Consider the following 24,139-nt stretch of genomic DNA (forward strand, 5'->3'; position numbering starts at 1 on the left):
AGACGCTTCGCTGCAGTCAGGCTTTTTTGAAAAACTTGTTGATGACCAGACCAACGACGATCTGAACAACAAGCCCGGAAATACCGCCCCCGACCAGCTGACCAGCGAGCGCCGCAAAATCGACGCCTCCAGCCGCCGCGCCGCCGGCTCCAAGAAGCGAGCCGAGGATTGAACCACCGCCAACTCCACCGACCGCGCCGGCTATGATATTTCCGATCTGACCGAGATCGGCATCCTTCAGGATTTTCCCACCCGCGGCCCCGCCGACGGCACCGCCAATGACCTGGGCAATAATGGCACTCAGATCCATAACATCACCTCTCCTCAAATTGGATTATCCAGGCTTAGGACCTGTTGAATTCATCCAATCCAAGTGACGGATTTCGTACCCGGTTAGGAGGGAAAATGCAGGAAATGCTCGCACATTTTCAAATCTTCCCGACGCAGTCCAGGCGCGAAACCCGTCTCGTCCTTCGGGTTCGGCTGAATTTAACAGGCCCTGACCCTTGATATGCCAGATAGTGGAGATTTCCAAGTCCGGAATTCAGCTGCCAGTTTAGTGAGACTCCGGCGTGCCGCCTATAAGTGCTCCCAAACGCAAAGAAGCCCGGCTTTTGACCGGGCTCCCTTCTAAGATACGGTTGCCGATAACGGCTCAGCCTTGCGGGAAGTAGCTGTACTTGCCGTCCGGACCCTTCTTCCATTCGTACATGATATAGCCCGGAATCTTCGGGTCGCCCTTTGCGTCGAAGGCAATGTCGCCGAGAACGGTCTTGAACGGACCCTTTGCATGCAGCGTCTTGGCAACGGCTTCGGCGTCGTCGGCCTTGCCGGTTGCCTTGATGCCGGCAGCGATGACCTGCACGGCTGCGTAGGAATACAGCGTGTAGGCTTCCGGGTTGAAGCCGGCTGCCTTGAACTTGGCAACCAGGTCCTTGTTGGCCGGGTTCAGCGTCGGATCGGGGCCGAAGGTGTTGAGCGTGCCTGCGACGGCGTCGCCGGCGATCGAAGCCAGTTCGTTGGAGACGATACCGTCACCTGAAACGAGCGTGGCCTTGAGGCCTTGGTCCTTGGCCTGGCGGATGATCAGGCCGGCTTCGGTGTGGAGACCGCCCCAGTAGATGATCGAGACGCCGGCTTCCTTCATCTTGGAGATGAGAGCCGAGAAGTCCTTGTCGCCGACGTTGACGCCTTCGCGGATGACTTCCTTGAGGCCCTTGGCGTTCATTGCCTTCTTGGTCTCATCGGCAAGGCCCTGGCCGTAAGGCGTCTTGTCGTCGATGATGGCGATCTTCGCGCCCTTGAACTTGTCGGCGAGATAAGCGCCGGCAACACCGCCCTGCTGGTCGTCACGACCGCAGGTACGGAAGACGTTCCACAGGCCACGCTCGGTGAAGACCGGGTTGGTCGCAGCCGGGGTGATTTCCAGCATGCCGTTTTCGGCATAGACTTCCTTGGAAGCCGGAATGGACACGCCGGAGTTGAAGTGGCCAACCACGTACTTGACGCCGTCGGATGCAAACTTGTTGGCAACCGAGATGCCCTGCTTGGGGTCCGATACGTCGTCGCCGAGGACGATCTTGATCTTTTCGCCGTTGATGCCGCCGGCGGCATTGATGTCGGCTGCTGCCTGTTCGGCACCCTTCTGAAGCTGCGCACCGAAGGCGGCGTTCGGACCCGTGAGCGGACCGCCGACGCCAATAACGATGTCGGCCCATGCGCTACCGCTGAAGGCGACCATGGCCGTCAGCGCAACCGCGGAAAGAAGAGACTTCTTCATCGAGTTACTCCCAATTTTTTAGGTGAGCTGATTTTTCGAGACCGGACGCAATACCCACCATCACTGCGCCGGAAATGTTCCACTCTAGGTTACTTATGATTTCAACCCGAGCTAATCTGAGGACAGAAAAGTGCGGCTGTCAATCTTTCTTCTTGAAGGAGAAAGCCGAAGTCGGCTCGTAGAGCCAATAGTAATTCTGCACCATCTGGCGTGTCCGGCGAATGCGGAATCCGGCGCCCGAAAAGACGAGCAGGACGATCACGTCGAGGACGTAGTAGAACGGGCTGATGAACGGCCCCTGGAACAGCGCATAGTGCAGAAAACGCATCGCCACGCCGAGTAGCAGCGTATAGACCACCACCGTCGGATAGCCGTTCCAGCCCTCGGCGGCGGCCTTGCCCGACCGCCAGGCAGTCCAGAAACCGATCATCAGCACGAGGAAACGCAAGAGGTAACGCACGCCGCTGTCGCTTTCGAAAAACAGTCCCTGCATCCTAAATTCCTCCGGTCGTCAAAATCACAACCTTTGCGATCAATGCCGTCCACCTTCAAGGTAAGCGGCGCGCACTTCCGGATTGGCGAGAAGTTCTTTTCCGGAACCGCTCATCGTCACCTTGCCGTTGACCATCACATAACCGCGGTCGGAGAGCTTCAAAGCCGCGAACGCGTTCTGCTCGACGAGGAAGACGGTCAGGCCCTCTTCCTGGTTCAGCTTCTTGATCGCCTCGAAAATGCCCTTGACGATCAGCGGCGCCAGGCCCAGCGAAGGTTCGTCGAGCAGGAGCAGCTTCGGCCGGGCCATCAGCGCGCGCCCGATCGACAGCATCTGCTGTTCACCGCCCGAAAGCGTCCCTCCGCGCTGGCTCTGGCGTTCCTTGAGGCGCGGGAAGAGCGTGAAGATCTTCTCGACGTCCTCGTTGAAATATTTGAGGTTGTCGAGGCCGGCCCCCATCTGCAGGTTCTCGTAGACGGTCATGCGCGGAAAGATGCGCCGGCCTTCGGGAGACTGGGCGATGCGGCGCCGCGCGATCAAATGCGTCGGCAGCTTGGTGATGTCCTCGCCGTCGAAGATGATCGAGCCGGCTCGGGCCTGCGGGCTGCCGCAGATGGTCATCATCAGCGTCGACTTGCCGGCACCGTTGGCACCGATAAGGCTGACGATCTCGCCCTTGTTGACTTCGACATCGACGCCTGCGAGTGCACGGATATTGCCGTAATAAGTCTCGACAGCCTCGACTTTCAGAAGGTTCTCGGCCGCCATCAGTGATTGCCCCCCTCGAGTTCTACCGCAATCACCTCTTCCACCTCGTCATCCTCGACGCCGAGATACGCGGCGATCACTCGTGGGTCGTTCTTCACATGGTCCGGCGAGCCGTCGGAAATCTTCTGCCCATATTCCAGCACCACGACATGGTCGGAAATCTCCATGACCACCGACATGTCGTGCTCGATCAGCAGGATCGAAGCGCCCTCGTCACGGATCTGGTGCAGGAGCGTGTTGAGAGCCGCCGATTCGCGCGGGTTGAGGCCGGCCGCCGGCTCGTCGAGGCATAGCAGTTCCGGATTGGTGCACATCGCGCGAGCGATTTCGAGCCGCCGCTGAGCGCCATAGGGAAGATCGCCGGCGGGATCGTCGGCGCGATCGGTCAGATCGGCCTTGTCGAGCCAGTACTTCGCCTTCTCGATCGAGGCATCGACGGCCCTGCTATAGGCCGGCAGGCCGAGAAGCCCGAGGATCGTGTAGCCCGATGCCTTCATCAAGGCATTGTGCTGCGCGACCAGCAGGTTTTCGAGCACCGTCAGGCCCGAGAACAGGCGGATGTTCTGGAACGTGCGGGCGACGCCGGCCAGCTTGGGGATCTCGAAGTCGCGCAGGCGTTCCAGCAGGAATTCCTTGCCGTCCCTGCGCTGCAGGGTGAGCATGCCCATGGTCGGTTTGTAGAAGCCGGTGATGCAGTTGAACACCGTCGTCTTGCCGGCGCCGTTCGGGCCGATCAGCGCGGTGATCTCGCCGCGCCGCACTTCCAGCGACAGATCGTTGATGGCCATCAGGCCGCCAAACTTCATCGACAGATGCTCGACCTTGAGGATCGTATCGCCAGCAATGCCACTCGTCATAGTCGTCGTTCCGGGAGCCATCAGCCGTGGCCCTCCTTGGTAAAGCTTCCTGAAACCGCCCGGCGCTCCTTGAGGAAGGCAGTCGGTTCTCGCGATCCGACGAAGCCGCGCGGCTTGAACAGCATGACGATGATCATCGCCAGACCGAAGAGCAGCATGCGGTAGAGTTCAGGGGTGAAGTCCGGTCCGAACACGGCCTTGAGGAAGGACATTTCGCGCAGCACCTCGGTACCGCCCACCATCACCACCGCGGCGATGGCAATGCCGGTCAGCGAGCCCATGCCGCCGAGAACGACGATTGCCAGGATCACGGCCGATTCCAGGAAGACGAAGCTTTCCGGCGACACGAAGCCCTGGCGGGTGGCGAAGAAGGAGCCAGCCACCCCTCCGAACATCGCGCCGGTCGCAAAGGCGGTCAGCTTGGTGGTGACGGTATTGATGCCGAGCGAACGGCAGGCGATCTCGTCCTCGCGCAACGCTTCCCAGGCTCGGCCGATCGGCATGCGCCGAAGCCGGATGGTGACGTAGGCGGTGAGCATGCAGAGCGCCAGGATGATGTAGAACAGGAATATCTTGTAATAGACCGAGGAAGCCGACAGGCCCCAGGCCTTGACGAAACTGTTCGCGCTGCCGGTATCGAAGGACCAGATGCCGAAGAACGAAGCCTTGGCGATACCCGAAATCCCGAATGTTCCCTTGGTCACGTCGGTCCAGTTGATCAGCACAAGGCGGATGATTTCACCGAAGGCGAGCGTCACGATGGCGAGATAGTCGCCCCTCAGCCTCAGAACCGGGAAGCCGAGAATGATCCCCCAGAGTGCTGCAAGAATACCCGACATCGGCAAGAGCAGCCAGAAGGACAGGCCAAAATAGGAGGACAGCAGCGCATAAGAATAGGCGCCGACCGCATAGAAGGCGACATAACCGAGGTCGAGCAGTCCGGCGAGGCCGACGACGATGTTCAGGCCCCAGGCGAGCATCACGTAGATGAGGATCTGGATGCCGAAATTGTCGACATATTTCAGCGAGCCCTGCTTGCCGACGATCAGCAGCGACAGGAAGGGATAGACCAGCAGGAAAACCAGCGCGATCTTGAGGAAATGCCGGTGGAAGAAGCTCTTGTTCTCGGAAATTTCCAGAACGCCGCTCTTCGCCTTGGCGAGCTTGCGACGGTCGACATGCGGCTTGATGACACCGACCGTCAGGAAGCGACCGACCGCCGCAACAACCACGAAGATCGCCAGCAGGCCCCAGCGGGTGCGCCAGACGAGGGCGTTGTTGATGTCCTGGTAGGTCTCGATGCCGACGAACAGCAGGAACATGAAAAAGGCGATGACGCCGGCAAACAGTCCTTCCCGTACCGCCTTGGCAAGCACGTTCGGGTGACCGGTTTCGGTGGAAGCTGTCATGTTACACCTTCTCCACTTCCGGCCGACCGAGAATGCCGGTCGGCTTGAAGATCAGCACGAAAGCGAGGATCGCAAACGTGGCGACGTCCTTGTAGGCGATGGAGAAATAGGCCGACCACAGCGACTCGATGAGGCCGATCAGAAGCCCGCCGAGAACAGCACCCGGCAACGACCCGATGCCGCCGAGAACCGCTGCGGTGAACGCCTTGACGCCTGGGATGAAGCCGTCGTTGAACGAGGCGACGCCATAATACATCAGATACATGCCACCGGCGACCGCCGCGAGCGCTGCACCCATGATGAAGGTGATCGAGATCGTCCGGTCGACATCAACGCCGAGCAGCGCCGCCATCTTGCGGTCCTGCTCGGTCGCCCGCTGGGCGCGGCCGAGCGGCGTCTTGTTGACGATGTACCAGAAGGCGAACAGCAGCACCGCCGTGATGATGACGATGAGCACCTGCTTCAGCGATATGGTGATGCCGCCGATATGGAAGACGTCGGTCACCATCGGCGGGATCGGCTTGTTGCGCGGGCCCTGCGTCACCTGGATGAAGTTGGACAGCACGATCGACATGCCGATCGCGGTGATCAGCGGCGCAAGCCGGAAGGATCCCCGCAACGGCCGGTAAGCGACCCGCTCGATCGTCCAGTTCCACAACCCCGTCATCAGCATGCCGACGAGTAACATCAGCAGCAGAAGCAACGCCACCGGAATGCCGGCGAAGAAGGAGGTTGCGATCAGGAAGACGATGAGAGCGGCAAAGCCGCCAAGCATGAAAATATCGCCATGGGCGAAGTTGATCATGCCGATGATGCCATAAACCATCGTATAGCCGATTGCGACAAGGCCATAGATGGATCCAAGAGTCAGCCCGTTGATGAGCTGCTGGATAAAATACTCCATATATTTTCCCCTGGATGCGATCCCGGAAGGGTCGCATCTCGTTTATTTGCCCCTTGCGGGTTCTTACGTTCTTTGGCGCATTCCATAACGTTTTCGTAAGGAATGGGAAGACAAAAAGCCGCGAGACCGACAAAATCGCAGCACTTCTCAACAATCTGGCAACACAAAGATCAGAAATTCCAAAAAACCGGCAGCTTCTGTCGAAAAATTAGCCAAGGCGCCCGGTTTTCGAAATTAAAGATCGTCCCGCGGTTAACGTTAAATTCAGATTCGACCCTCGCCCTGCAGGCTCGGCGCTCAGTCCACGAAGCCGCGGGTCAGTGCATGCTCGCGGCCCATCTCCATCAGCTCCTCGAAAACTGATCCGGCAAGCGAGCGCGGCACGATGATCTCGAACGTGTCGGCACCGGTGCGCGCGACATTTACCTCAGCGTGGCAGCACAACATCGCGGCGGAATGACCCTCCTCGAACACCTCCGGATGCAGATCGATCGCCACGCATTTGGCCAGTATCTTTCGCACGCTCGGGCCGGAGATCTCCATCAAGACCCGGCCGTCGCTCTGGTCGACCACGGATGCGCCCGCGATTTCGGACAGCATGCCGGCGACCGTCTCGGCCCCGACCGTCCGCGACACGGCAAGCCATTCGGACGGGCTGCAGAAGCGCGGCGCCACATCCGGAGCATTCCACAGGGCCTCGGCGACGGCGGCCTCCTGGCCTGTATGGGCGAGAACGGTGAAGATCACCGGCCGGCGAATGATGGCGAGGTGGTTCGGATTGGGATCCGTCTCGAAACCGGAAATATGATCCTCGAGGACATGCCGGTGGAGAAGGTTGATCGACATCAGGCAGCCCTCAGAGATGCAGTTTGCTGTTTTCGGGATCGACGAAGACCGGCGGACAGACTTGCGCGAGCACTTCCGAACCGCGCAACCCGTCCCAGACCATGATCCGTTCGCCGATCCGCTCGCGCCCGGATTTCAGCATGGCGAGCGCGATGAAATGCCCGAGCGTTGGCGAAAAACAAGCCGACGAGACAAAGCCCTGGTCGTTGGCGAGGGAGGGCTTTGCACCATCCTTCAGGAGATGCGCACCGGCCTTGATCTCCTTGTCGGCCTCGACCGGCTTCAGACCCACGAGCTGCAGCCGGTCGGCGGCCGTCAACCCGAATCGCGTGGAGAGCCGCTTGCCGATGAAATCCGGCTTCTGCATCGCCATCATCCGGCCGAGCCCGACATCGTCCGCCGTGGTGCGGCCATCGAGCTCGCTATGGGTGACATGCCCCTTCTCGACGCGCAGCACGTTGAGCGCCTCGACGCCATAAGCGCAGATCCCTTCCTCATGCCCTGCATCCATGACCGCATCGGCAACGGCCTCGCCGTAGCCGGCCGGAACCGCAAGCTCGTAGGCGAGCTCGCCCGAGAAGGAGATGCGGAAAAGGCGGGCCTTCAGGCCGCCGCGGAGCGTCACGTCCCGGGCAGCCAGGAAGGGGAAGGCCGCGTCGGAAATATCGTCCTGCACCACGCGGCTCATGATGATTCGCGCCTTCGGCCCGGCAAGCGACATCTGCGCCCATTGATCCGTCGAGGAGGCGAAGCGCACGTCGAGTTCCGGCCAGAAGGTCTGCGCCGAGAATTCCAGATGTGCGAGCACGTCCGCGGCATAGGCCGTCGTCGTGGTCATGACATAGTGGTTTTCGGAAAGCCGGCTCGCTGTTCCGTCGTCGAAGACGATACCGTCCTCGCGCAGCATCAGCCCGTAGCGGGCCCTTCCGACAGGCAGCTTGAGAAAGCCGTTCGAATAGATGCGGTCGAGGAATTCCGCCGCCCCTGCGCCAAAGATCTCGATCTTGCCGAGGGTGGAGACGTCGCAGAGCCCCGCGTTGGAGCGGACGTTCAGGACCTCGCGATCGACGCTCTCCCGCCAGGTCTTTTCGCCCTCCCGCGGGAACCAGGCGGAACGGTACCAGAGGCCTGAGTCCACGAAGGTCGCACCATTCTTCCGCGCCCAGTTATGCAGCGGCGAGGTGCGCACCGGAGCCGCATGTTCGGCCCGCGCAGTGCCGGCGAGAGCGCCGAACGAGACCGGTGTGTAGAACGGCCGGAATGTGGTGGTGCCGATCTCGGCAGGCGACACCCCGCGCATGCCGGCGACGATTCCGGCCGCGTTGACGTTGCCGAGCTTGCCCTGGTCGGTCGCCATGCCGGCGGTCGTGTAACGCTTGGTGTGCTCGATATGGCGAAAACCTTCCCGCTGGGCGAGGCCGAGATCGCCGACATGCACATCGTTCTGGAAATCGACGAAGGCCTTGTCCCGGGCACCCGGCACGTACCAGAGCGGCACGAAGGACGGATCGTATTCGCCCTCGACCTCGGGCGTTTCAAGCGCGCCCACCAGCCTGCCCAGCGCCTCGAGTGCGGCATGCGCCTTGGCCGAACCGTCCTTCAGGCAATCCCCGATCAACGCATGGCCGGCAGCCGAACCAGCCGCCACGAAAGCGCCGCCGACGCCGGGCGCCAGAAACGCCTGCTTCTCGTCCGACCACACCGGCTTGGCGCCGCGCTGGCACATCAGATGCACGATCGGCGACCAGCCGCCGGACATCGCCAGCGCATCACAGTCGATCGCCTCCTCGAACCCGGAGCGCTCGACGATCAGCCCCTCGATCCGGTGGCGTCCCCTGGTCGCGATCACCGAGCCGCTGCGGATGACGCGGACACTCTCCGGCACCGGGTCGGCCGATTGCGGCCGCGCATCGATGATCGCGGTGACGTCGATACCCTGAGCGAGGAGGTCGGCGGCGGTGCGGTACCCGGAGCCGCCATTGGTGAAGACCGCGACCTTGCCGCCGACGGCAACGCCGTAGCGGTTGAGATAGGTGCGCGCAGCCCCGGCCGTCATCACGCCCGGCTTGTCGTTGCCGCCGAAGACCAGCGGCCTCTCTTCGGCACCAGTGGCAAGGATCGCCTGCTTGGCGACGACGCGCCACAGCCGCTCCATCGGCAGGTCCGGCGATGGCGAGGCCACGTGTTTCTGTACCCGCTCGACGGCGCCGAACACCATGTCGTCATACCAGCCGAACACGGTCGTGCGCGGCATCAGCGTCACATTCGGCAGCGACGCCAGTTCCGCGACGACGTCAGCCGTAAATTCCGCAGCCGGCCGACCGCCGACCGTGGCGCTTTCCGACAGCAGCGAACCTCCGAACCTGAAGCCTTCGTCCGCCAGGATGACCCGCGCCCCAGCCCTGCCCGCCGCAAGCGCCGCCATCAGACCGGTCGGCCCTGCGCCGATCACCAGCAAGTCGCAATGCGCCCAGGATTTTTCGTAGCGGTCGGGATCCGCCAGCATCGTGGCCTTGCCAAGCCCCGCGGCTCGGCGGATCAGCGGCTCGTAGAGTTTTTCCCAGAGCACGCCCGGCCACATGAAGGTCTTGTAGTAGAAACCTGCACCGAGGAACGGCGACAAGAGATCATTCACGGCGCCAAAATCGTGTTTCAGCGATGGCCAGCGGTTCTGACTTGCAGCGGCAAGACCATTGTAGAGCTCGACCGTCGTCGCACGGGCGTTTGGCTCGGCCCGCGCGCCGGACCCGATCGTCATCAGCGCGTTGGGCTCGGCGGAGCCTGCCGTCACCACGCCGCGCGGGCGATGGTACTTGAAGCTGCGGGCGATCAGCATCTGATCGTTGGCAAGCAGCGCCGAGGCGAGCGTATCGCCCTCGAACCCCTTGTAGGTCTGGCCGTCGAAGGTGAAGCTGAGCGATTGGCCGCGATTGATCGCGCCGCCGGACCCGAGACGATAGGAGGTCATTCGGCAGCTCCCGCCCACTTGAATTCCGAAGCGTCGGTCACGCCGAAAACCTCATGAGTGAGGTTGTCGCGCTCGACCACCAGAAAGCGGCGGCAGCCGGCGACATGGTGCCAATACTCCTGATAGCGCCCTTTCGGATTGTCCCGGATATAGACGTAACGGTGCCAGGCCTCGTCCTTGGCGGTCGGCGAAGGGCGTTTCGGCGCGGCGGCACCGCGGATCGAAAACTCTTCCTTGGGTCTGGTGCCGCAATGCGGACAGGTGATCAGGCTTGCCATGGGGGATCTTGCTCAGTGGAGGTTCGGCTGGGGGCCGCGGCCCGCTTCGTCGATCGTGTAGCCGCGCTCGAACCGGTCGAGCCGCATGAAGCGGGTGACGTGGTGCGTCTCGTTCTTGGCGATCAGGTGGGCGAAACAGAAACCGGAGGCCGGCGTCGCCTTGAAGCCGCCGTAACACCAGCCGCAATTCAGATAGAGATTGTCGATCGGCGTACGGTCGATGATCGGCGATCCGTCCATCGACATGTCCATGATGCCGCCCCAGCTTCTCAAGACCTTGGCGCGCGACAGGCCGGGGATCAGCGACACCCCCTCCTCCATCGTGTGCTCGACCGTCTGCAGATTGCCACGCTGCGCATAGGAGGAATAGAAGTCGATCTCGGCGCCGAACACCAGCCCGCCCTTGTCCGACTGCGATATGTAGAAATGGCCGGCACCATAGGTGATGACGTGGTCGACGACGGGCTTCAGCCCTTCCGAGACGAAGGCCTGCAGCACATGCGACTCGATCGGCAGCTCAAGATCGGCCATCCGCCCGACGGTGGTCGTGTTGCCGGCTGCTGCGAGCGCCAGTTTGTTGCAGCCGATGAAGCCCCTGGTCGTCTCGACACCGGTGACGAGACCGTTCTCGCGGCGGATACCCGTCACCTCGCAATGCTGGATCAGGTCGACGCCGCGGGCGTCCGCTCCCCGACCATAACCCCAAGCGACCGCATCGTGCCGCACCGTACCGGCGCGCTTCTGGTAGAGAGCGCCCATGATCGGGAAACGGGCGTGGTCGAAATTGAGATAGGGCGCTTTTCTGCGCACCTGCTCGCGGTCGAGCAGTTCGGCGTCGACGCCATGGATGCGCATGCCGTTGCCCTTGCGGGCATAGGCGTCCCGCTGGCCGTCGGAATGGAAGAGGTTGAGCATGCCGCGCTGCGAGACCATGGCATTGTAGTTGAAATCCCGCTCCAGCCCTTCCCAGAGCTTCAGCGAGAACTCGTAGAACGGGTTGTTGCCTTCGAGCAGGTAGTTGGAGCGGATGATCGTCGTGTTGCGCCCGACATTGCCGGAGCCGAGATAGCCCTTTTCAAGCACCGCTACATTGGTGATGCCGAATTCCTTGGCGAGATAGTAGGCGGTCGCAAGCCCGTGCCCGCCGCCGCCGACGATGATGACGTCGTAATGCGGTTTCGGCTGCGGTTCGCGCCAGGCCGGCTTCCACATCCGATTGCCGGACAGCGCTTCCTTGAAGATCGAATAGGCCGAATAACGCATGCTTTTCCCTGTCTCTCGCCGCGCTCACATTCGCATATGCGAGACAAAGGACAAGCGCAATCAGGACATAGAAAAGCCCGCATGCGACGAAACGCGCAGGCGTTGCGCCAAAGGCACGCCGCGTCGAAGCGGGCATGTTTCCGCAGGCCCACGTCATACTTTTCAAAGGCTTGGCCGCTTCCGCCTCCCCGCCTCCGCCATCCGCCTTAGACTCCCGGACGACCCAACGGAGACAGCCATGGCCGACACGACCGCGAACCTGAACATGCCTTTCATCCTGCCCTCGCAGGCCCAGAAACACGTGACGCACAACGAGTCGCTGCTGCGGCTCGACGCGCTGGTGCATCTGACGATCACCGAGGAACTCGAGAACCCGCCCGGCGCACCCGCCGAGGGCGCCTGTTATCTGGTCGCGACCGCGCCGACCGGCGCCTGGGCCGGCAAGACGGGACACATTGCCTCCTGGCAGGATGGCTATTGGGCATTTACAGAGCCACGTGTCGGCTGGCGCGCCTGGTTTGCCGCTTCCGAAAGGCTGAAAGTATTTTCCGGCACGCTCTGGCAGGACATCCCTCTGCCCGCGACCGGCCGCCTCGACGAACTCGGCATCAATGCGACGCCCGACAGCACCAACCGGCTCGTCCTCGCCTCGCCGGCGAGCCTGTTCAACCACGCCGGCAACGGTCACCAGATCAAGGTCAACAAGGCCGCCTCGACCGACACGGCCTCGCTGCTCTTCCAGTCGGACTGGACGGGTTATGCGGAAATGGGCCTGGCCGGCGACACCGAGTTCTCCGTCAAGGTCAGCGACGGGACGACCTGGAAAACGGGCCTATCGATCTCGCCCGGCGGCCATGTTTCGCAACCGAACCAGCCGGCCGCCCGCGCTTACCGCACCGGCACCAGTTTCGCCCCGACCGCCGGCCAGCAGAGCGGCTTCACCACCTTCGCCCTCGCACACGGCGGCCTTTCGCTGGGCACCGCGGTTGCCGGGGGCGGCAACCGGGTCGTCGTGCCAGCCGACGGCCTGTACATCGTCGCCCTCAATGTCGCGGTCCTGTCGTCGTCCGGCCATGCGACCAGCCTGATACAGAATGCAACGCAGCCGCTTATTCTGTTGAACGGCATCGCCGGTGGAGCACAGATACAGTCCGCAACGGGAATTTTTTCCTTTTCCGCCGGAGATTACCTGACACTCGGGCATGCAGGAACCGCACAACTGGAATTGGGCGCCGGAAAAACAGAGCTATCCTTGGCAATGTTGTCATAACAGCAACATCTAAAGTTCTTTTCATTCTTAATGCCAGGTTAACTTGGCTGATGACTCATCTCGGGAGGTGTTCTATTAAAGGCCACCGCTGCCTCGAGGCTTCGAGGGGTTTCGGGGGGTAGAGTACGGGTGGCTGGTTTGAGTGTTCCTGATCTGCATGACGACGCCGCCGACAGGTCGAGCGCCAGGCGGCGTGGCGAGCTGCCGCCAACTCGCATCTGGCAATCCATCGCACCCCCTAAATCCTGCCCTGGATCCACCCGCCTTGCATCCAGCGGCAGCCATCGCGTGCAGCTCGGGGCAAAGCGCGCGATCGACATCGGCGTCTCCCTTTCGGCACTGATCCTGCTCCTGCCGCTGATGCTGGTCGTCGCGCTGGCGATCCGCATCGACAGCGACGGCCCGGTGCTCTTCACCCAGACGCGCTGGGGCAAGGACGGCTGCAGGTTCCGGGTCTACAAGTTCCGTTCGATGCGCACCGACCTCGGCGACGCGAAGGGGATCGCCCAGACGGTGCGCGACGACCCGCGCATCACCCGCGTCGGCGCTCTCATCCGCAAGGCCAATATCGACGAACTGCCCCAGCTTCTGAACGTCCTGAAAGGCGACATGTCGCTGGTCGGACCGCGTTGTCACGCGATCGACATGCTCGCTGCCGGCATTCCTTACGAGAACCTGGTTGCAGATTATCATCGCCGCCATTCGATGCGACCCGGCATGACCGGCCTTGCACAGATGCGCGGTCTTCGCGGACCGACGGATCGCCCCGGCAAGGCGCGCGCCCGTATCGCATGCGACCTCTATTACATCGACAATTTCTCTATTTTGCTCGACCTGCGTATCATGTTCGGCACGCTGCTCGCCGAATTTCGTGGCGGCGAAGGCTTCTGATCGCCGCCTTCGCCGAGGCTGCCCAACCATCGAAACACCGCCTTTTCAGCGGCCGGGAAGCCTTTTTCGTCCTGCCTTGGGACACGCAATGCGATTGTTGCCACAGTGGGAACAAATGCTGCGGCCTGTTTAGTCAAATATTAAAACTGGGCGGCTAGGCTCACCGACGTGGTCTTGCGTTGTGTAGAGAGTCCAATGACCGAAATGATACGTCCCCGAGTAAAATATGTCATCGGCCCCGATGGCAGCCCCTTGACGATCGCCGATCTTCCGCCGGCCAATACGCGCCGCTGGGTCATCCGGCGAAAGGCAGAGGTGGTAGCCGCGGTTCGCGGCGGCCTGTTGAGCTTGGAAGAAGCCTGCGAGCGTTACACGCTCACCGTCGAGGAATTCCTGTCCTGGCAGTCCTCCATCAACGATCATGGCCTCGCCGGCCTGCGCACCACGCGCATTCAGCAATATCGTCACTGACGCCGAATTCGCGGGCGCCATGCCCGCACCGGAAAACAAAAGGTGCCGCTGCAACGGATGCAACGGCACCTTTCGGTTTCTAAAATTCGGTCAGCTCTGCCCCGATCCGATCCGGGACAGTGACGGCAGCAGTCCGGCGATGATGGCCGAGGCGGCGTAGAACCAGAGGCCAGGCTGCGAGACCGCAACAGCCAGGCCGCTGCTCTTCGCGGCGAAGACGACGATCGCCACCAGCATCACGTCCATCATCGACCATTTCGAAAGATGCGGCATCGCGCGGCGGAAAAATCCCGCCTCCACCGCCCGTCCGGAAAGCTGCACCGCCAGCCCAGCCAGCTTGCCAATCGGGAAAACGATCGAAAACAACCCGACCACCATCGACAGTGCCACATCTCCCTCCCGGAACAGCGCCGCGACGAGTTCCAGCAGAGACGGAGTCTCGGTGAAGAAATAGAGCCGCTCGAAACGGATGATCGGCAGGAAGAGCCCGAGCGCCAGGAAGATTGTGGCCAGCGCGAGAAGAAGCGGCCGCAGCCAGTTCATCGCTTTCTCCGTTGACGATGTGTCACCCTTGGGAGGCCGTTTAAGCTATTTCCCTCCGGCCCTCCCCGTATTACACCATTGGCGAACGGACAAAAGCGGGACAATCATGAATATCACCGATGAAGAGACGCGGTCGGGCGGGCGCTACGTAGCCGAGGTCGAAGGTCATTATGCGGAAATGACCTATTCGCGCGCCTCCCCGGAACTTATCATCGTCGATCATACCGGAGTTCCCGACGAGCTTCGCGGCAAAGGGGTCGGCCAGGCGCTGGCATTGCATGCGGTGGAAGAAGCCCGCAAGGGCGGCTGGAAGATCATCCCGCTCTGCCCATTCTTCAAGGCCCAGACGGAACGCCATCCCGACTGGCAGGATATTCTTCGTTAACGCGGGATGCGGAGCCCGAATCACAAACGTTAACGGAAGACTAAAAACGGAAATGGGGCCCGGCACCGCGGCACCGCCCCAGATTATGACATTCCGTCGTTGATGCCGCCCGGCTTTTGTTAAGCGCGGGCGCGCATTCCGCCATCGCGCTCTTCGAGCGCCGAAGCCTTGGCAAATTCTGCTTCCGCTTCCTCGAGCGCCAGTTCGGCACTCTCCTCCTGGACCTTCAGTTCGCGAATCGAGACCTGAAGGTTGTCCGCGCGCTGGCGGGCTGCCTTTGCGAAGGTCGGATAAGCGAAGTGATTCCGGTCGGTAATCCCGGATTTCTTCTCTTCCAGAGTGATCTGATGCTCGAGTTCTTTAGACATTCTCTCGAATTCGGCCATCATCATCTGCAGCTGCTGCAGTTGACGACGCTTTTCGGTGACCTGAAAACTTTTCAGGCGAACCAGGCTGTCACGCGACTTCATACGCAATACTCCGTGGATAGCGAGACCCAGGCCCGTGTATCCGGATTGGTACACTCCGGATCAAAAAATTCCCGCGACGTTAATAAATTAAGCTTCGCGTTAACCTTTCGTTTACGGGCATCATTAATGATAAACCGGATCGTTTAAGGGTCGGTAAATGCCAGGGCCTAAATTGGCCGCGACAATGTATGAGTCGAATGAATCACTTAGCGGAATTTCCTCATCCGCCGATTCAGTCTTGGTGATGACCAATCTTAAAGGGAAATCAGGTTGCTACTAATTTTGCTTAACGAAATCATGAACCTTGCCAGGTTGAATCATAATTTGTTAACCATTTAGTGGCAGCTTCCAAATCAGGCTCAGTCTGGATCCGTATCGAGTAAGGGGGCAAAGATACCTTACGCGGCGGTAAAGGGGAAAAATATGCGGGTTCTACTCATCGAAGATGACAGCGCGACTGCCCAGAGCATCGAGCTGATGCTGAAATCGGAAAGCTTTAACGTCTATACGACCGACCTCGGTGAGGAAGGTGTCGATCTCGGCAAGCTTTACGACTATGATATCATTCTCCTCGACCTCAATCTGCCCGACATGTCGGGCTACGAAGTGCTTCGCACTCTGAGGCTTTCGAAGGTCAAAACACCGATCCTCATCCTGTCCGGCATGGCCGGGATCGAAGACAAGGTCCGTGGTCTCGGTTTCGGCGCCGATGACTATATGACCAAGCCCTTCCATAAGGATGAACTGGTCGCTCGCATCCACGCGATCGTCCGCCGTTCCAAGGGTCATGCACAGTCGATCATCATCACCGGCGAACTGATCGTCAATCTCGACGCCAAGACCGTCGAAGTCGGCGGCCAGCGCGTTCACCTGACGGGCAAGGAATACCAGATGCTGGAGCTCCTTTCGCTCCGCAAGGGTACCACGCTCACCAAGGAAATGTTCCTGAACCACCTTTACGGCGGCATGGACGAGCCGGAACTGAAGATCATCGACGTTTTCATCTGCAAGCTGCGCAAGAAGCTTGCCAATGCCGCCGGCGGCGCAAATTACATCGAAACCGTCTGGGGCCGCGGCTACGTGCTGCGTGAACCTGAGGCGGAATACGCCGAAACCGCCTGAGCTGCCTTGAAGATCCCCTTTCGAAACGTCCGCCTGGCTTGCCCGGCGGACGTTTTGTTTTGAACCTGCTTGCGGACTTCAAACGAAAAGCGGCGGCCATGCGGGCTGCCCTGGGTCGAGCGGATGTAGACGTATCGGCTTGTGGATCAGGCCGCCTGTGCCAGGGCCGAGAAGACCGACGTCAGGATCTTGCGATCGAAAGGCTTCAGCAGGAAATCGTCCGCACCGGCGCGCTTGCCGGCCATCATCTTCTTCAGGTCCGCCTCTATGACGCAATAGAAGATGCGGATGCTCTTGCCGTTCGGCATCGCCCGGATGGTGCCGATGAGTTCGAGCGCGCCCTCCAGGCCAGCGTCGACGATCAGGAAATTGGGAAGCTCGGCATTGCAGCGCGTCACCGCCGCGCGCGCGGTGTCGGCTTCGACGACCAGAAAGCCCAGTTCCGACAGGATCCGCTTGCCGACCGTCCGTACGATGTCCGATCCGTCGGCGATCATTAAACGCTGCATCGTGTCCCCCTGACGCTGAACCCGCTCTGGTTCCAAGCGTCTATCATTAGGAGGATGGCACTAATGAATGGTTACCCTTGGGCAGCAATCAACCGGAGATCGTCTCAGGCAGCCACAGTTTCGGCGATGAAGACGATCTTGTCTTCCGAAACCACGTGCCTCAGCTCCATGCCGGACTCTTCCGCGAGCAGTACCGTGTAATAGGGCTGGATCGAATGGGCATCGATCGGCTCTTCAAGCGTGCCGCTGGCGATTTCGACGAACTTGGCCGGCACGCGCATCATCCGTCCCTTGATGGTGAGGATGAATTTCGCGTCGTATTCCGGATTTTCAAGCGTCACGTCCATCGAGCCGCCGCGAGGAATGCCCGCATAGGCGACAAGGAAGAGGTTGAGGAGCAGCTTGACCCGGTTCTTGGCGATGATAGCCCGCGGGCCGTTCCAGGTGACCTCGGTCTTCTTTTCGGCGATCGCGAAATCCTTGGCAGCCTTTTCGGCCTCGCCGGTGTCGATCGAGGCGCCGACCGAGCCGGAAGCACCGAATGCGAGGCGGGCAAACTTGAGGCGCACAGAGGCGTTGAGGGCCGAGGTGCGGATGAGGTCGAGCGCGTCGCCGTCGGCGGCACCTTCGTCGAGAAGCTCAAGGCCGTTGTTGATCGCGCCGACCGGGGAGATCACGTCATGGCAGACACGGCTGCACAGAAGTGCCGCGAGATCTGGCCCGGCAAGGGTAAGATTCGGATTCTTCGGCATGTAGGTCTCCTGTTTGGGAAATGCTCCCCCCGCGTTCGCCTTGCCATCTGAAGGTTGCGCGGGGATGAAGCAATGTTCCTGGTCATAATGACACCATATTTGGTAAACCGATTGTTAAGATCATGGCCTCAAAATGGCTGGGCCTTAAGCATGATGCAAAAGGCATGCCCCTGGATGATACAATCATGGATCTGACAATGCGCATCCACACCCCTTCGGCCCTCGCACGTTTCGCAGCGACGGTGTTTGCCGTGATCGCGATCTTCGCAGGCCCGGCATCAGCCCAGCAGGGCGCCAACCAATATTCTGCCCAGGAAATCGTCGATGCCGGCCACGGCTTCTTCGGCTCCACCAGCGGCGGGCTTGCCAAGGTCGTCGAGAAGGCCTTTTCGCAATACGGCCTGCCGAACGGCTATATCCTCGGCCAGGAAGGGTCGGGCGCCTTCATCGCCGGTCTGACCTATGGCGAAGGTGAACTCTACACCAAGAACGCCGGCCAGCACCCAGTGTTCTGGCAAGGGCCTTCGCTCGGCATCGATTACGGCGGCCAAGGCACACGAGCGATGATGCTCGTCTACGACCTTCCCTCGGTCAACAGCCTTTATGCGCGCTTCGGCGGCGTGTCCGGCTCCGCCTTTGTGGTCGCCGGCGTCGGCATGACAGTGCTGCGCAACAACAATGTGATCCTGGTACCGATTCGCACCGGCCTCGGCGCTCGCCTCGGCATCAACGTCGGTTATCTGAAGCTCACCCAGTCGCCGACCTGGAACCCTTTCTGAAATTTGCCATTATCCTCCCCGGACACCGGAGAGGATTTGATGTTTTTCACCGCAGCGCCCCATAATCCCGCCTTCTGCCTGAAGGGCGCTTGCCGGTTGAATACGGCCATGCTTAAACAGCCAGCGCATTTCCATCCAGACCGCGAAACGGCCGCATCGTGATTCAGTTTGCTCTTCTGTTCGGCTTGGGTTTCCTGAGCGCCGCACTTGCAGTGATGCTGATTGCCCCGGCGGTCCATAATCGCATCGTGCGCTACACCGAAAACCGTATCAAGGCGACGCTGCCGATCAGCCCGCAGGAAGTCCGCGCCCAGCGAGATATGGCCCGCGCCGTCTATGCCGCGGAGAACGCGCGTACCAAGCAGGAACTCGTCCAGGAAAGAGACAAGGCGGTCGCGCTGCAGATCAGGAGCGAAAGCCTTGCCGAGGAAACCAGGCAGCTGCTGTCCGAAATCACCGACCTGCGTACCCAGATCGACACCATGGATGTCGAGGCCGCCGACGCCCGCTCGCGCCTGCGTCAGGAGGACAGCTATATTCAGCAGTTGAAGGCAGCGCTCGAAACCGCCGAGCAGAGCGTCGCCGCCAAGGATCAGGAGATCGAGAAGCTGCAGCAGCGCCAGCTTTTGATGATAGCCGACGCCGACAACTTCCGGATCGACCTTTCCACCCGCGACACCGAGGTGGAGAACCTGAAATTCCGGATCACCGCCTTGCGCGACGAACGGGACACGTTGCGCAACGACGTCCGGCTGCAGACCTCCCGCGCCAAGGACGCCGAGGCTCGGCTCGCCCAGGAAGAGCATCGCGTCCAGCGACTTGAGGACAAGCTTGCCAAGGAAATTGCCGACCGTGCCGACAGGGAGACGACGCTGGAGCGCCGGCTTGCAGAAATCGGTCGGTTGCGGGACAAGCTGAAAGGCGCCAATGCCGAAGCGCGGGATTCCAGTCGCGCCCTTCGCGATTCGGCCGTCGTCCGCCCGGTGATAAAGGCGGGGCCGAAAAAGAAGATTACTCCGGAGGACATCAACCTGCGTGAAATTCCGCATGCTCCGCCTCCGCGACAAGCCCGGATTTCCGGACAACCCGACGTCGATCCCGTCGTGGCCAGAATGGCTGAGGATGCCCGCAGTAGAGCAATGGCGCTCTCCGAGCGCCTGCAGAACGACAGCGGCAGCGACGAAGCGATTCGCCAGGAGCTCGCCGCGATCGCCGCCAGCATGGTGGCGATGACGGCGGCGTCCGAAGGTTCGTCCTCACCGATCCACAAGATCCTCTCCGGCAAATCCGGAAACGGCAACCGGGAAAGTCTGGCAGCGAAGTCGAAGAAGACGCTCGCTACCGCCCAGGACGCGAATACCTGAGACTTCTATAACCTGCCCTGAGCCATGGCGATCTCGTAGAGCGCGATCCCCGTCGCCGTCGCGGCATTGAGACTGTCGAGGCCTGGTGCCTGGGCGATGCGCGCCGATCGGATGCGGGCAAGCACCTCTGCCGGCAGCCCCTCGCCCTCCGTGCCAGTGATCAGCACCATCCGATCCGACGCCGGCACATCGCGGATTTCCACGAAGCCCGTCGGAGAAAGCCCCCAAACGGCAAAACCGTTCTCCATCAGCACCGCCAGGATATCGGACATCGTGCCGTGCCGCGTATAAGGCACCGAAAGCACCGACCCCACCGAGACGCGCAGCGCCTTGCGATAGAGCGGATCGCAGCAACTCTCATCGAGCAGCACTGCATCGGCGCCGAAAGCTGCAGCATTGCGAAAGATCGAGCCGATATTGTCGTGATTGGAGATGCCGAAGGCGGCGACTACCAACGCCTTCTCCGGCAGCCTCGCAATCAGTTCGGAAGCGCTCCTCTCCTGCCGGCGGCGGCCAAGCGCCAGCACCCCGCGATGGAGGTGGAAACCGGCGATCTGATCGAGCACTGCGGCGGACGCCACATAGACCGGAATATCTGCCGGAAAACCTTCAAGGATCTCGGAAAGCCCCGCAACCCGGTTTTCAAGCAGCAGGATCTTCTCGGTCAGAAAATCGCCACCCGAACCATGCGCGGCGGCGAGCATCCTGAGCACCACCGTGCCCTCGGCTATGAACCGCCCTTCGCGTCCGGTCAGGTCCCGCTCGCGGATCGACCGGAATTCGGCGATCCGCGGGTCGTCCGCGTCTTCGATGCGAACCGGCGCCATTATTGCGGAACGGCCACCGTCACATCGGCAACGATGCGGCCGGCGGCGATATCGTAGATGAAAATCTTCTGGTCGCCGGTCAGCAGGCCGTAGAACAGGATCTGGCTGCCGGAGAGCGATACGCCCTGCACCACGAAGCCGGCAGGCAGTTCCGCGGTGGCAGCAAGCGGCTGGCCGGCCGGCACCGAGAACCCGCCTGTCGAGGCGATCGTCTCTGGCTTTGCAGGCCGCTGCGCGACCTTGTAGACAATGGCGCCAAGGACCGCCATAAAGCAGACGAACAAGATCCCGCCCGAAACGAGTATCAGAAGCACCATTTTCCGGCGGATTCTCTCCATTGCCGGATCAAGCGGCTCTTCCTTTTCCTCGATCTCGGGTTGGGGCATGGGACGTCCTTGTTCTTGTCGAATGCTATCGGAATGATTGAATGAACGATCCCTTTAAAGAAGCCGAGCGCCCAAGGAAAGTCCTCACCGCCTCCGACGAGGCCGAAGGACGGCTGGACGCCTGGCTGACTTCGGTGCTCGAAGGTGAGTTTTCGCGAAACCGCATCAAGGCCCTGATCGAGCAGGGCGCCGTCAGCCTGAACGGCAAACCGGTTCTCGAGCCGAAGAAGAAGATCAATGCCGGCGACACCGTCGAGATCGACCTTCCGGAACCCGAGGACCCTGAGCCCAAGGGCGAGGATATCCCGCTCGAAGTGCTCTACGAGGATGCCGACCTGATCGTCATCGCCAAGCCCGCCGGCCTCGTCGTCCATCCGGGCGCCGGCAACTGGACCGGCACGCTCGTCAATGCGCTGATCCATCATTGCGGTGCAAGCCTCTCGGGCATCGGCGGCGTCAAGCGTCCCGGCATCGTCCACCGGCTCGACAAGGACACGAGCGGCGTGATGGTCGCCGCCAAGAACGATATCGCCCACCGCCACCTTGCCGACCAGTTCGCCGACCACGGCCGCTCGGGTCCCCTGGAGCGCGCCTATCAGGCCGTCGTATGGGGCCGTCCGCGCGGCCTGAAGGGCACGATCGACGCACCCCTCGGCCGCGCCGGAGACCGCACCAAGCGCGCCGTGCAGAAGGAAGACGCAAGCGACGCCCGCGAGGCCATCACCCATTACCAGGTGATCGAACGGTTCCACGAGAAGCCGGATGCGACCGCGCTCGCCGCGCTGATCGAGTGCCGGCTGGAAACCGGCCGCACCCATCAGATACGCGTGCACATGGCCCATATCGGCCACCCGTTGATCGGCGACCAGGATTATTCCGCCGGCTTCAAGACCAAGGCCAACCTGCTGCCGGATTTCGCCAAGAGCGTCGTCAACCGCTTTCCACGTCAGGCGCTGCACGCCTTTCTGCTCGCCTTCGAACACCCCCGCACCGGCGAGGTGATGGAATTCGAAGCACCGATGCCGGACGACATGGCTGAACTTATCGAGGCGCTGAAGGCATGAAACGGGTGGCCTGACGGGCTGCCGGAGAGTATATAGCTGACGACATCCACGAGGCATCCCAAGGTCCTCCATGAGCCAGCTCGCCGTCACAAAGCTCCTCGATACCGACCTGATCAAGGTCCGCGACGTCGTGTGCGGCGGCGAATGCCGGCACCGGAGCGACGAGGAATGCTCGCATGCGACCAGCCTCGTCTTTCCCTATCGCGGCGTGTTCATGCGCCATGTCGGCCGCGACGATACGGTCGCCGAGGCCAACCAGGTGCTGTTCTTCAACTGCGACGAGGCCTACCAGATCAGCCATCCGGTCGAAGGCGGCGATTCCTGCCTCAGCATGGACGTGCCCGAGGCGATGCTGGAGGAACTGGTCCCGGCCGAGCACCGCAATCCCAAGGGATCGCGCATCGTCTTCAACAAGCAGCGGCTCAGGATCGACGAGCGCGCCCAGGCGCTGGTGGCGCTGCTGCGCCACAGCCTGATGCGCGGCGCCGCCGAGACGCTGGAAGCCGAAACGCTGGCCATGACGCTCGTGCGCCGCTCCGTCGGCGTGCGCACCGCCCGCGCCGCGACCGCCAGCGCCGGCCGTCAGAAGCTGGTGGATCGCGCCAAGCTCGCCCTCTCCTCCGATCTCGCCCGCCGCTGGACGCTTGCCGAGATCGCCCGGGAGGCCGGCGTCTCGCCAGTCTACCTGACCCAGGTTTTCCAGCAGGTGGAGGGCACGCCGCTCTACCGCTATCAGCTGCGTCTCCGGCTCGCCCGCGCACTCGACCTGCTCGGCACCTATGACGACCTGACGGAGCTCGGGCTGGACCTCGGCTTTTCGAGCCACAGCCATTTCTCCTCGGCTTTCCGGCAGGCCTATAGCCGGACGCCGGCTGAATTCCAGCGTTTTGCGGGCCTGAGATAACGCGGGCGCAAAGTCGCTAAAGATTCTGACAGCGCAACACCGGCCAAAAGTGCTTTTCTTCTTCCCGTAAGGTCAACATCGGGAGATGCCATCATGAAAGAGAATACCTGCGCCGCCTGCGACTGCGAACTCGATTCGACGCGGATTGCGGTGAAGATCGGCGGCAAGACGGTCGAGGTCTGCTGCGAGGAATGCGCCGAAGCATTGCGCGAAGCGGAAGCTGCGACCCGCACGGCCCAGGCAGCCAATAAGTAGAACGGCAGCCAACACGACACGTAGACGACCGACATCGAGGCGGGCGCCAGCCGCCCGCCTCCCAAACACCGGCCGCGCATCGGCCACACCCTTCTGGAGAAAGATCATGAAAAACGAGAACCGGGCGGTCTTCGACCGCGCATCGGAACGCTATCACCTTGTCCTGGAACTGCCGCCCGCAGCGGAGCACCAGCCGCCGGCAGCGGACGTTACGCCGACCAAACCGTCGCACCTGCGCCGCCTGGTCGCCGGCATCGTCAGTACATTCCGCCGGCACCGAAACCGGCTGGCATTGCTCGAGTTGACCGATGATCAGCTGAAAGATATCGGCGTCTCCCGCAGCCAGGCTTATGGCGATATCAGCCGCTACCGCCGCAGCAGCGCGCACAGTCTGGAACGCAAATGCCTCTGACCCGGCAGAAATAGGTGAAGCAAAGAAACGCCAAAATCCCGCTTCCCAGCGGTTCCACCAGAGCGTCCTATATTACGACATTGTAATGATATAACGCTTCTGTGATGACTTGAATCACTGTTCTGCCGTACTTATCTGTCACTTGGGTCGGTGCGGGGTCGAAAATGAC

28 protein-coding genes are annotated in these 24,139 nt (G+C 61.4%); 11 read left to right on the forward strand and 17 right to left on the reverse strand.

The features are described from left to right. Positions 1-16: 16 nt before the first annotated feature. From ACZ9IU_RS16220 to ACZ9IU_RS16270, 11 genes are all read right to left on the reverse strand, one after another. Positions 17-310 carry a hypothetical protein gene (locus ACZ9IU_RS16220; RefSeq protein ID WP_038544591.1) on the reverse strand — a complete coding sequence of 98 codons (294 nt, stop codon included), beginning with the start codon at positions 308-310 and terminating at the stop codon, positions 17-19. A gap of 345 nt (positions 311-655) precedes the next feature. Further along, a complete protein-coding gene (locus tag ACZ9IU_RS16225) occupies positions 656-1,780 on the reverse strand; it encodes a branched-chain amino acid ABC transporter substrate-binding protein (RefSeq protein ID WP_038544593.1) in 1,125 nt (374 codons plus the stop codon). A 139-nt stretch (positions 1,781-1,919) separates the two neighbouring features. Beyond that, a complete protein-coding gene (locus ACZ9IU_RS16230; protein ID WP_038544595.1) occupies positions 1,920-2,273 on the reverse strand; it encodes a DUF6867 family protein in 354 nt (117 codons plus the stop codon). A gap of 39 nt (positions 2,274-2,312) precedes the next feature. Then, a complete protein-coding gene (locus tag ACZ9IU_RS16235; protein ID WP_038544597.1) occupies positions 2,313-3,041 on the reverse strand; it encodes an ABC transporter ATP-binding protein in 729 nt (242 codons plus the stop codon). Next, the gene (locus tag ACZ9IU_RS16240; protein ID WP_038544599.1) at positions 3,041-3,919 is read right to left on the reverse strand and encodes an ABC transporter ATP-binding protein; all 879 of its coding nucleotides are present in this window, start codon (positions 3,917-3,919) and stop codon (positions 3,041-3,043) included. The genes ACZ9IU_RS16235 and ACZ9IU_RS16240 overlap by 1 nt, the downstream gene beginning before the upstream one ends. After that, the gene (gene livM / locus ACZ9IU_RS16245; RefSeq protein ID WP_038544602.1) at positions 3,919-5,307 is read right to left on the reverse strand and encodes a high-affinity branched-chain amino acid ABC transporter permease LivM; all 1,389 of its coding nucleotides are present in this window, start codon (positions 5,305-5,307) and stop codon (positions 3,919-3,921) included. The genes ACZ9IU_RS16240 and livM overlap by 1 nt, the downstream gene beginning before the upstream one ends. Before the next feature lies 1 nt (position 5,308). Then, the gene (locus ACZ9IU_RS16250) at positions 5,309-6,211 is read right to left on the reverse strand and encodes a branched-chain amino acid ABC transporter permease (protein ID WP_038544603.1); all 903 of its coding nucleotides are present in this window, start codon (positions 6,209-6,211) and stop codon (positions 5,309-5,311) included. A gap of 297 nt (positions 6,212-6,508) precedes the next feature. Next, on the reverse strand, positions 6,509-7,057 hold the full coding sequence (locus ACZ9IU_RS16255; RefSeq protein ID WP_038544605.1) for a sarcosine oxidase subunit gamma: 549 nt from the start codon (positions 7,055-7,057) through the stop codon (positions 6,509-6,511). A gap of 10 nt (positions 7,058-7,067) precedes the next feature. Continuing rightward, the gene (locus tag ACZ9IU_RS16260; RefSeq protein WP_038544606.1) at positions 7,068-10,025 is read right to left on the reverse strand and encodes a sarcosine oxidase subunit alpha family protein; all 2,958 of its coding nucleotides are present in this window, start codon (positions 10,023-10,025) and stop codon (positions 7,068-7,070) included. Beyond that, positions 10,022-10,303, reverse strand: a complete 282-nt coding sequence (locus tag ACZ9IU_RS16265; RefSeq protein WP_038544608.1) for a sarcosine oxidase subunit delta — start codon at positions 10,301-10,303, stop codon at positions 10,022-10,024. The genes ACZ9IU_RS16260 and ACZ9IU_RS16265 overlap by 4 nt, the downstream gene beginning before the upstream one ends. Positions 10,304-10,315: 12 nt before the next feature. Beyond that, complete coding sequence (locus ACZ9IU_RS16270; protein WP_038544610.1) at positions 10,316-11,566, reverse strand: sarcosine oxidase subunit beta family protein; 1,251 nt, start codon at positions 11,564-11,566, stop codon at positions 10,316-10,318. 238 nt (positions 11,567-11,804) lie between these two features. Here ACZ9IU_RS16270 and ACZ9IU_RS16275 point away from each other — a divergent pair, with 238 nt between their 5' ends. From ACZ9IU_RS16275 to sciP, 3 genes are all read left to right on the forward strand, one after another. Further along, entirely contained in the window at positions 11,805-12,836 is a 1,032-nt protein-coding gene (locus tag ACZ9IU_RS16275; protein ID WP_038544612.1) for a DUF2793 domain-containing protein, read from the forward strand. A gap of 228 nt (positions 12,837-13,064) precedes the next feature. Further along, a complete protein-coding gene (locus tag ACZ9IU_RS16280; protein WP_437179057.1) occupies positions 13,065-13,727 on the forward strand; it encodes a sugar transferase in 663 nt (220 codons plus the stop codon). A 195-nt stretch (positions 13,728-13,922) separates the two neighbouring features. Next, on the forward strand, positions 13,923-14,198 hold the full coding sequence (gene sciP / locus ACZ9IU_RS16285) for a CtrA inhibitor SciP (protein WP_018327815.1): 276 nt from the start codon (positions 13,923-13,925) through the stop codon (positions 14,196-14,198). Between the two features lie 90 nt (positions 14,199-14,288). Here the strand turns inward: sciP and ACZ9IU_RS16290 are convergent, their stop codons facing one another. Further along, on the reverse strand, positions 14,289-14,741 hold the full coding sequence (locus ACZ9IU_RS16290) for a paraquat-inducible protein A (RefSeq protein WP_038544618.1): 453 nt from the start codon (positions 14,739-14,741) through the stop codon (positions 14,289-14,291). Positions 14,742-14,847: 106 nt separating this feature from the next. Between ACZ9IU_RS16290 and ACZ9IU_RS16295 the strand changes: the two genes are divergently transcribed. After that, positions 14,848-15,126, forward strand: a complete 279-nt coding sequence (locus ACZ9IU_RS16295; RefSeq protein WP_038544619.1) for a GNAT family N-acetyltransferase — start codon at positions 14,848-14,850, stop codon at positions 15,124-15,126. A gap of 119 nt (positions 15,127-15,245) precedes the next feature. Here ACZ9IU_RS16295 and ACZ9IU_RS16300 read toward each other — a convergent pair whose 3' ends face one another. Beyond that, on the reverse strand, positions 15,246-15,596 hold the full coding sequence (locus ACZ9IU_RS16300) for a hypothetical protein (protein ID WP_007769465.1): 351 nt from the start codon (positions 15,594-15,596) through the stop codon (positions 15,246-15,248). Positions 15,597-16,019: 423 nt separating this feature from the next. On the opposite strand from ACZ9IU_RS16300, the gene ctrA reads away from it, so the two are divergent. After that, the gene (gene ctrA / locus ACZ9IU_RS16305) at positions 16,020-16,718 is read left to right on the forward strand and encodes a response regulator transcription factor CtrA (protein ID WP_038544621.1); all 699 of its coding nucleotides are present in this window, start codon (positions 16,020-16,022) and stop codon (positions 16,716-16,718) included. A gap of 146 nt (positions 16,719-16,864) precedes the next feature. Here ctrA and ACZ9IU_RS16310 read toward each other — a convergent pair whose 3' ends face one another. Both ACZ9IU_RS16310 and chpT read right to left on the reverse strand, forming a co-directional pair. Next, entirely contained in the window at positions 16,865-17,227 is a 363-nt protein-coding gene (locus ACZ9IU_RS16310; protein ID WP_038544623.1) for a response regulator, read from the reverse strand. 104 nt (positions 17,228-17,331) lie between these two features. Continuing rightward, positions 17,332-17,979 (reverse strand): histidine phosphotransferase ChpT, encoded by a 648-nt coding sequence (gene chpT, locus ACZ9IU_RS16315; protein ID WP_038544625.1) that lies wholly within the window; start codon positions 17,977-17,979, stop codon positions 17,332-17,334. Between the two features lie 185 nt (positions 17,980-18,164). On the opposite strand from chpT, the gene ACZ9IU_RS16320 reads away from it, so the two are divergent. Further along, positions 18,165-18,758, forward strand: a complete 594-nt coding sequence (locus ACZ9IU_RS16320) for a DUF1134 domain-containing protein (protein ID WP_157885158.1) — start codon at positions 18,165-18,167, stop codon at positions 18,756-18,758. 158 nt (positions 18,759-18,916) lie between these two features. Beyond that, positions 18,917-20,122, forward strand: coding sequence for a coiled-coil domain-containing protein (locus ACZ9IU_RS16325; RefSeq protein ID WP_038544627.1), 1,206 nt, complete (start codon positions 18,917-18,919; stop codon positions 20,120-20,122). Between the two features lie 5 nt (positions 20,123-20,127). Here the strand turns inward: ACZ9IU_RS16325 and ACZ9IU_RS16330 are convergent, their stop codons facing one another. After that, positions 20,128-20,949, reverse strand: a complete 822-nt coding sequence (locus ACZ9IU_RS16330; RefSeq protein ID WP_038544629.1) for a TrmH family RNA methyltransferase — start codon at positions 20,947-20,949, stop codon at positions 20,128-20,130. Next, on the reverse strand, positions 20,949-21,335 hold the full coding sequence (locus tag ACZ9IU_RS16335) for a hypothetical protein (protein WP_038544630.1): 387 nt from the start codon (positions 21,333-21,335) through the stop codon (positions 20,949-20,951). Before ACZ9IU_RS16335 ends, ACZ9IU_RS16330 begins: the two co-directional genes overlap by 1 nt. Before the next feature lie 41 nt (positions 21,336-21,376). Between ACZ9IU_RS16335 and ACZ9IU_RS16340 the strand changes: the two genes are divergently transcribed. From ACZ9IU_RS16340 to ACZ9IU_RS16355, 4 genes are all read left to right on the forward strand, one after another. Then, positions 21,377-22,399 carry an RluA family pseudouridine synthase gene (locus tag ACZ9IU_RS16340; protein WP_038544631.1) on the forward strand — a complete coding sequence of 341 codons (1,023 nt, stop codon included), beginning with the start codon at positions 21,377-21,379 and terminating at the stop codon, positions 22,397-22,399. Positions 22,400-22,469: 70 nt separating this feature from the next. Then, complete coding sequence (locus ACZ9IU_RS16345) at positions 22,470-23,303, forward strand: helix-turn-helix domain-containing protein (RefSeq protein ID WP_038544633.1); 834 nt, start codon at positions 22,470-22,472, stop codon at positions 23,301-23,303. A gap of 93 nt (positions 23,304-23,396) precedes the next feature. Continuing rightward, positions 23,397-23,558 carry a hypothetical protein gene (locus tag ACZ9IU_RS16350; protein WP_173426754.1) on the forward strand — a complete coding sequence of 54 codons (162 nt, stop codon included), beginning with the start codon at positions 23,397-23,399 and terminating at the stop codon, positions 23,556-23,558. A gap of 106 nt (positions 23,559-23,664) precedes the next feature. Then, positions 23,665-23,970, forward strand: coding sequence for a DUF1127 domain-containing protein (locus ACZ9IU_RS16355; RefSeq protein ID WP_038544635.1), 306 nt, complete (start codon positions 23,665-23,667; stop codon positions 23,968-23,970). Positions 23,971-24,139: the final 169 nt, after the last annotated feature.

This window comes from Mesorhizobium sp. USDA 4132 (assembly GCF_056279545.1).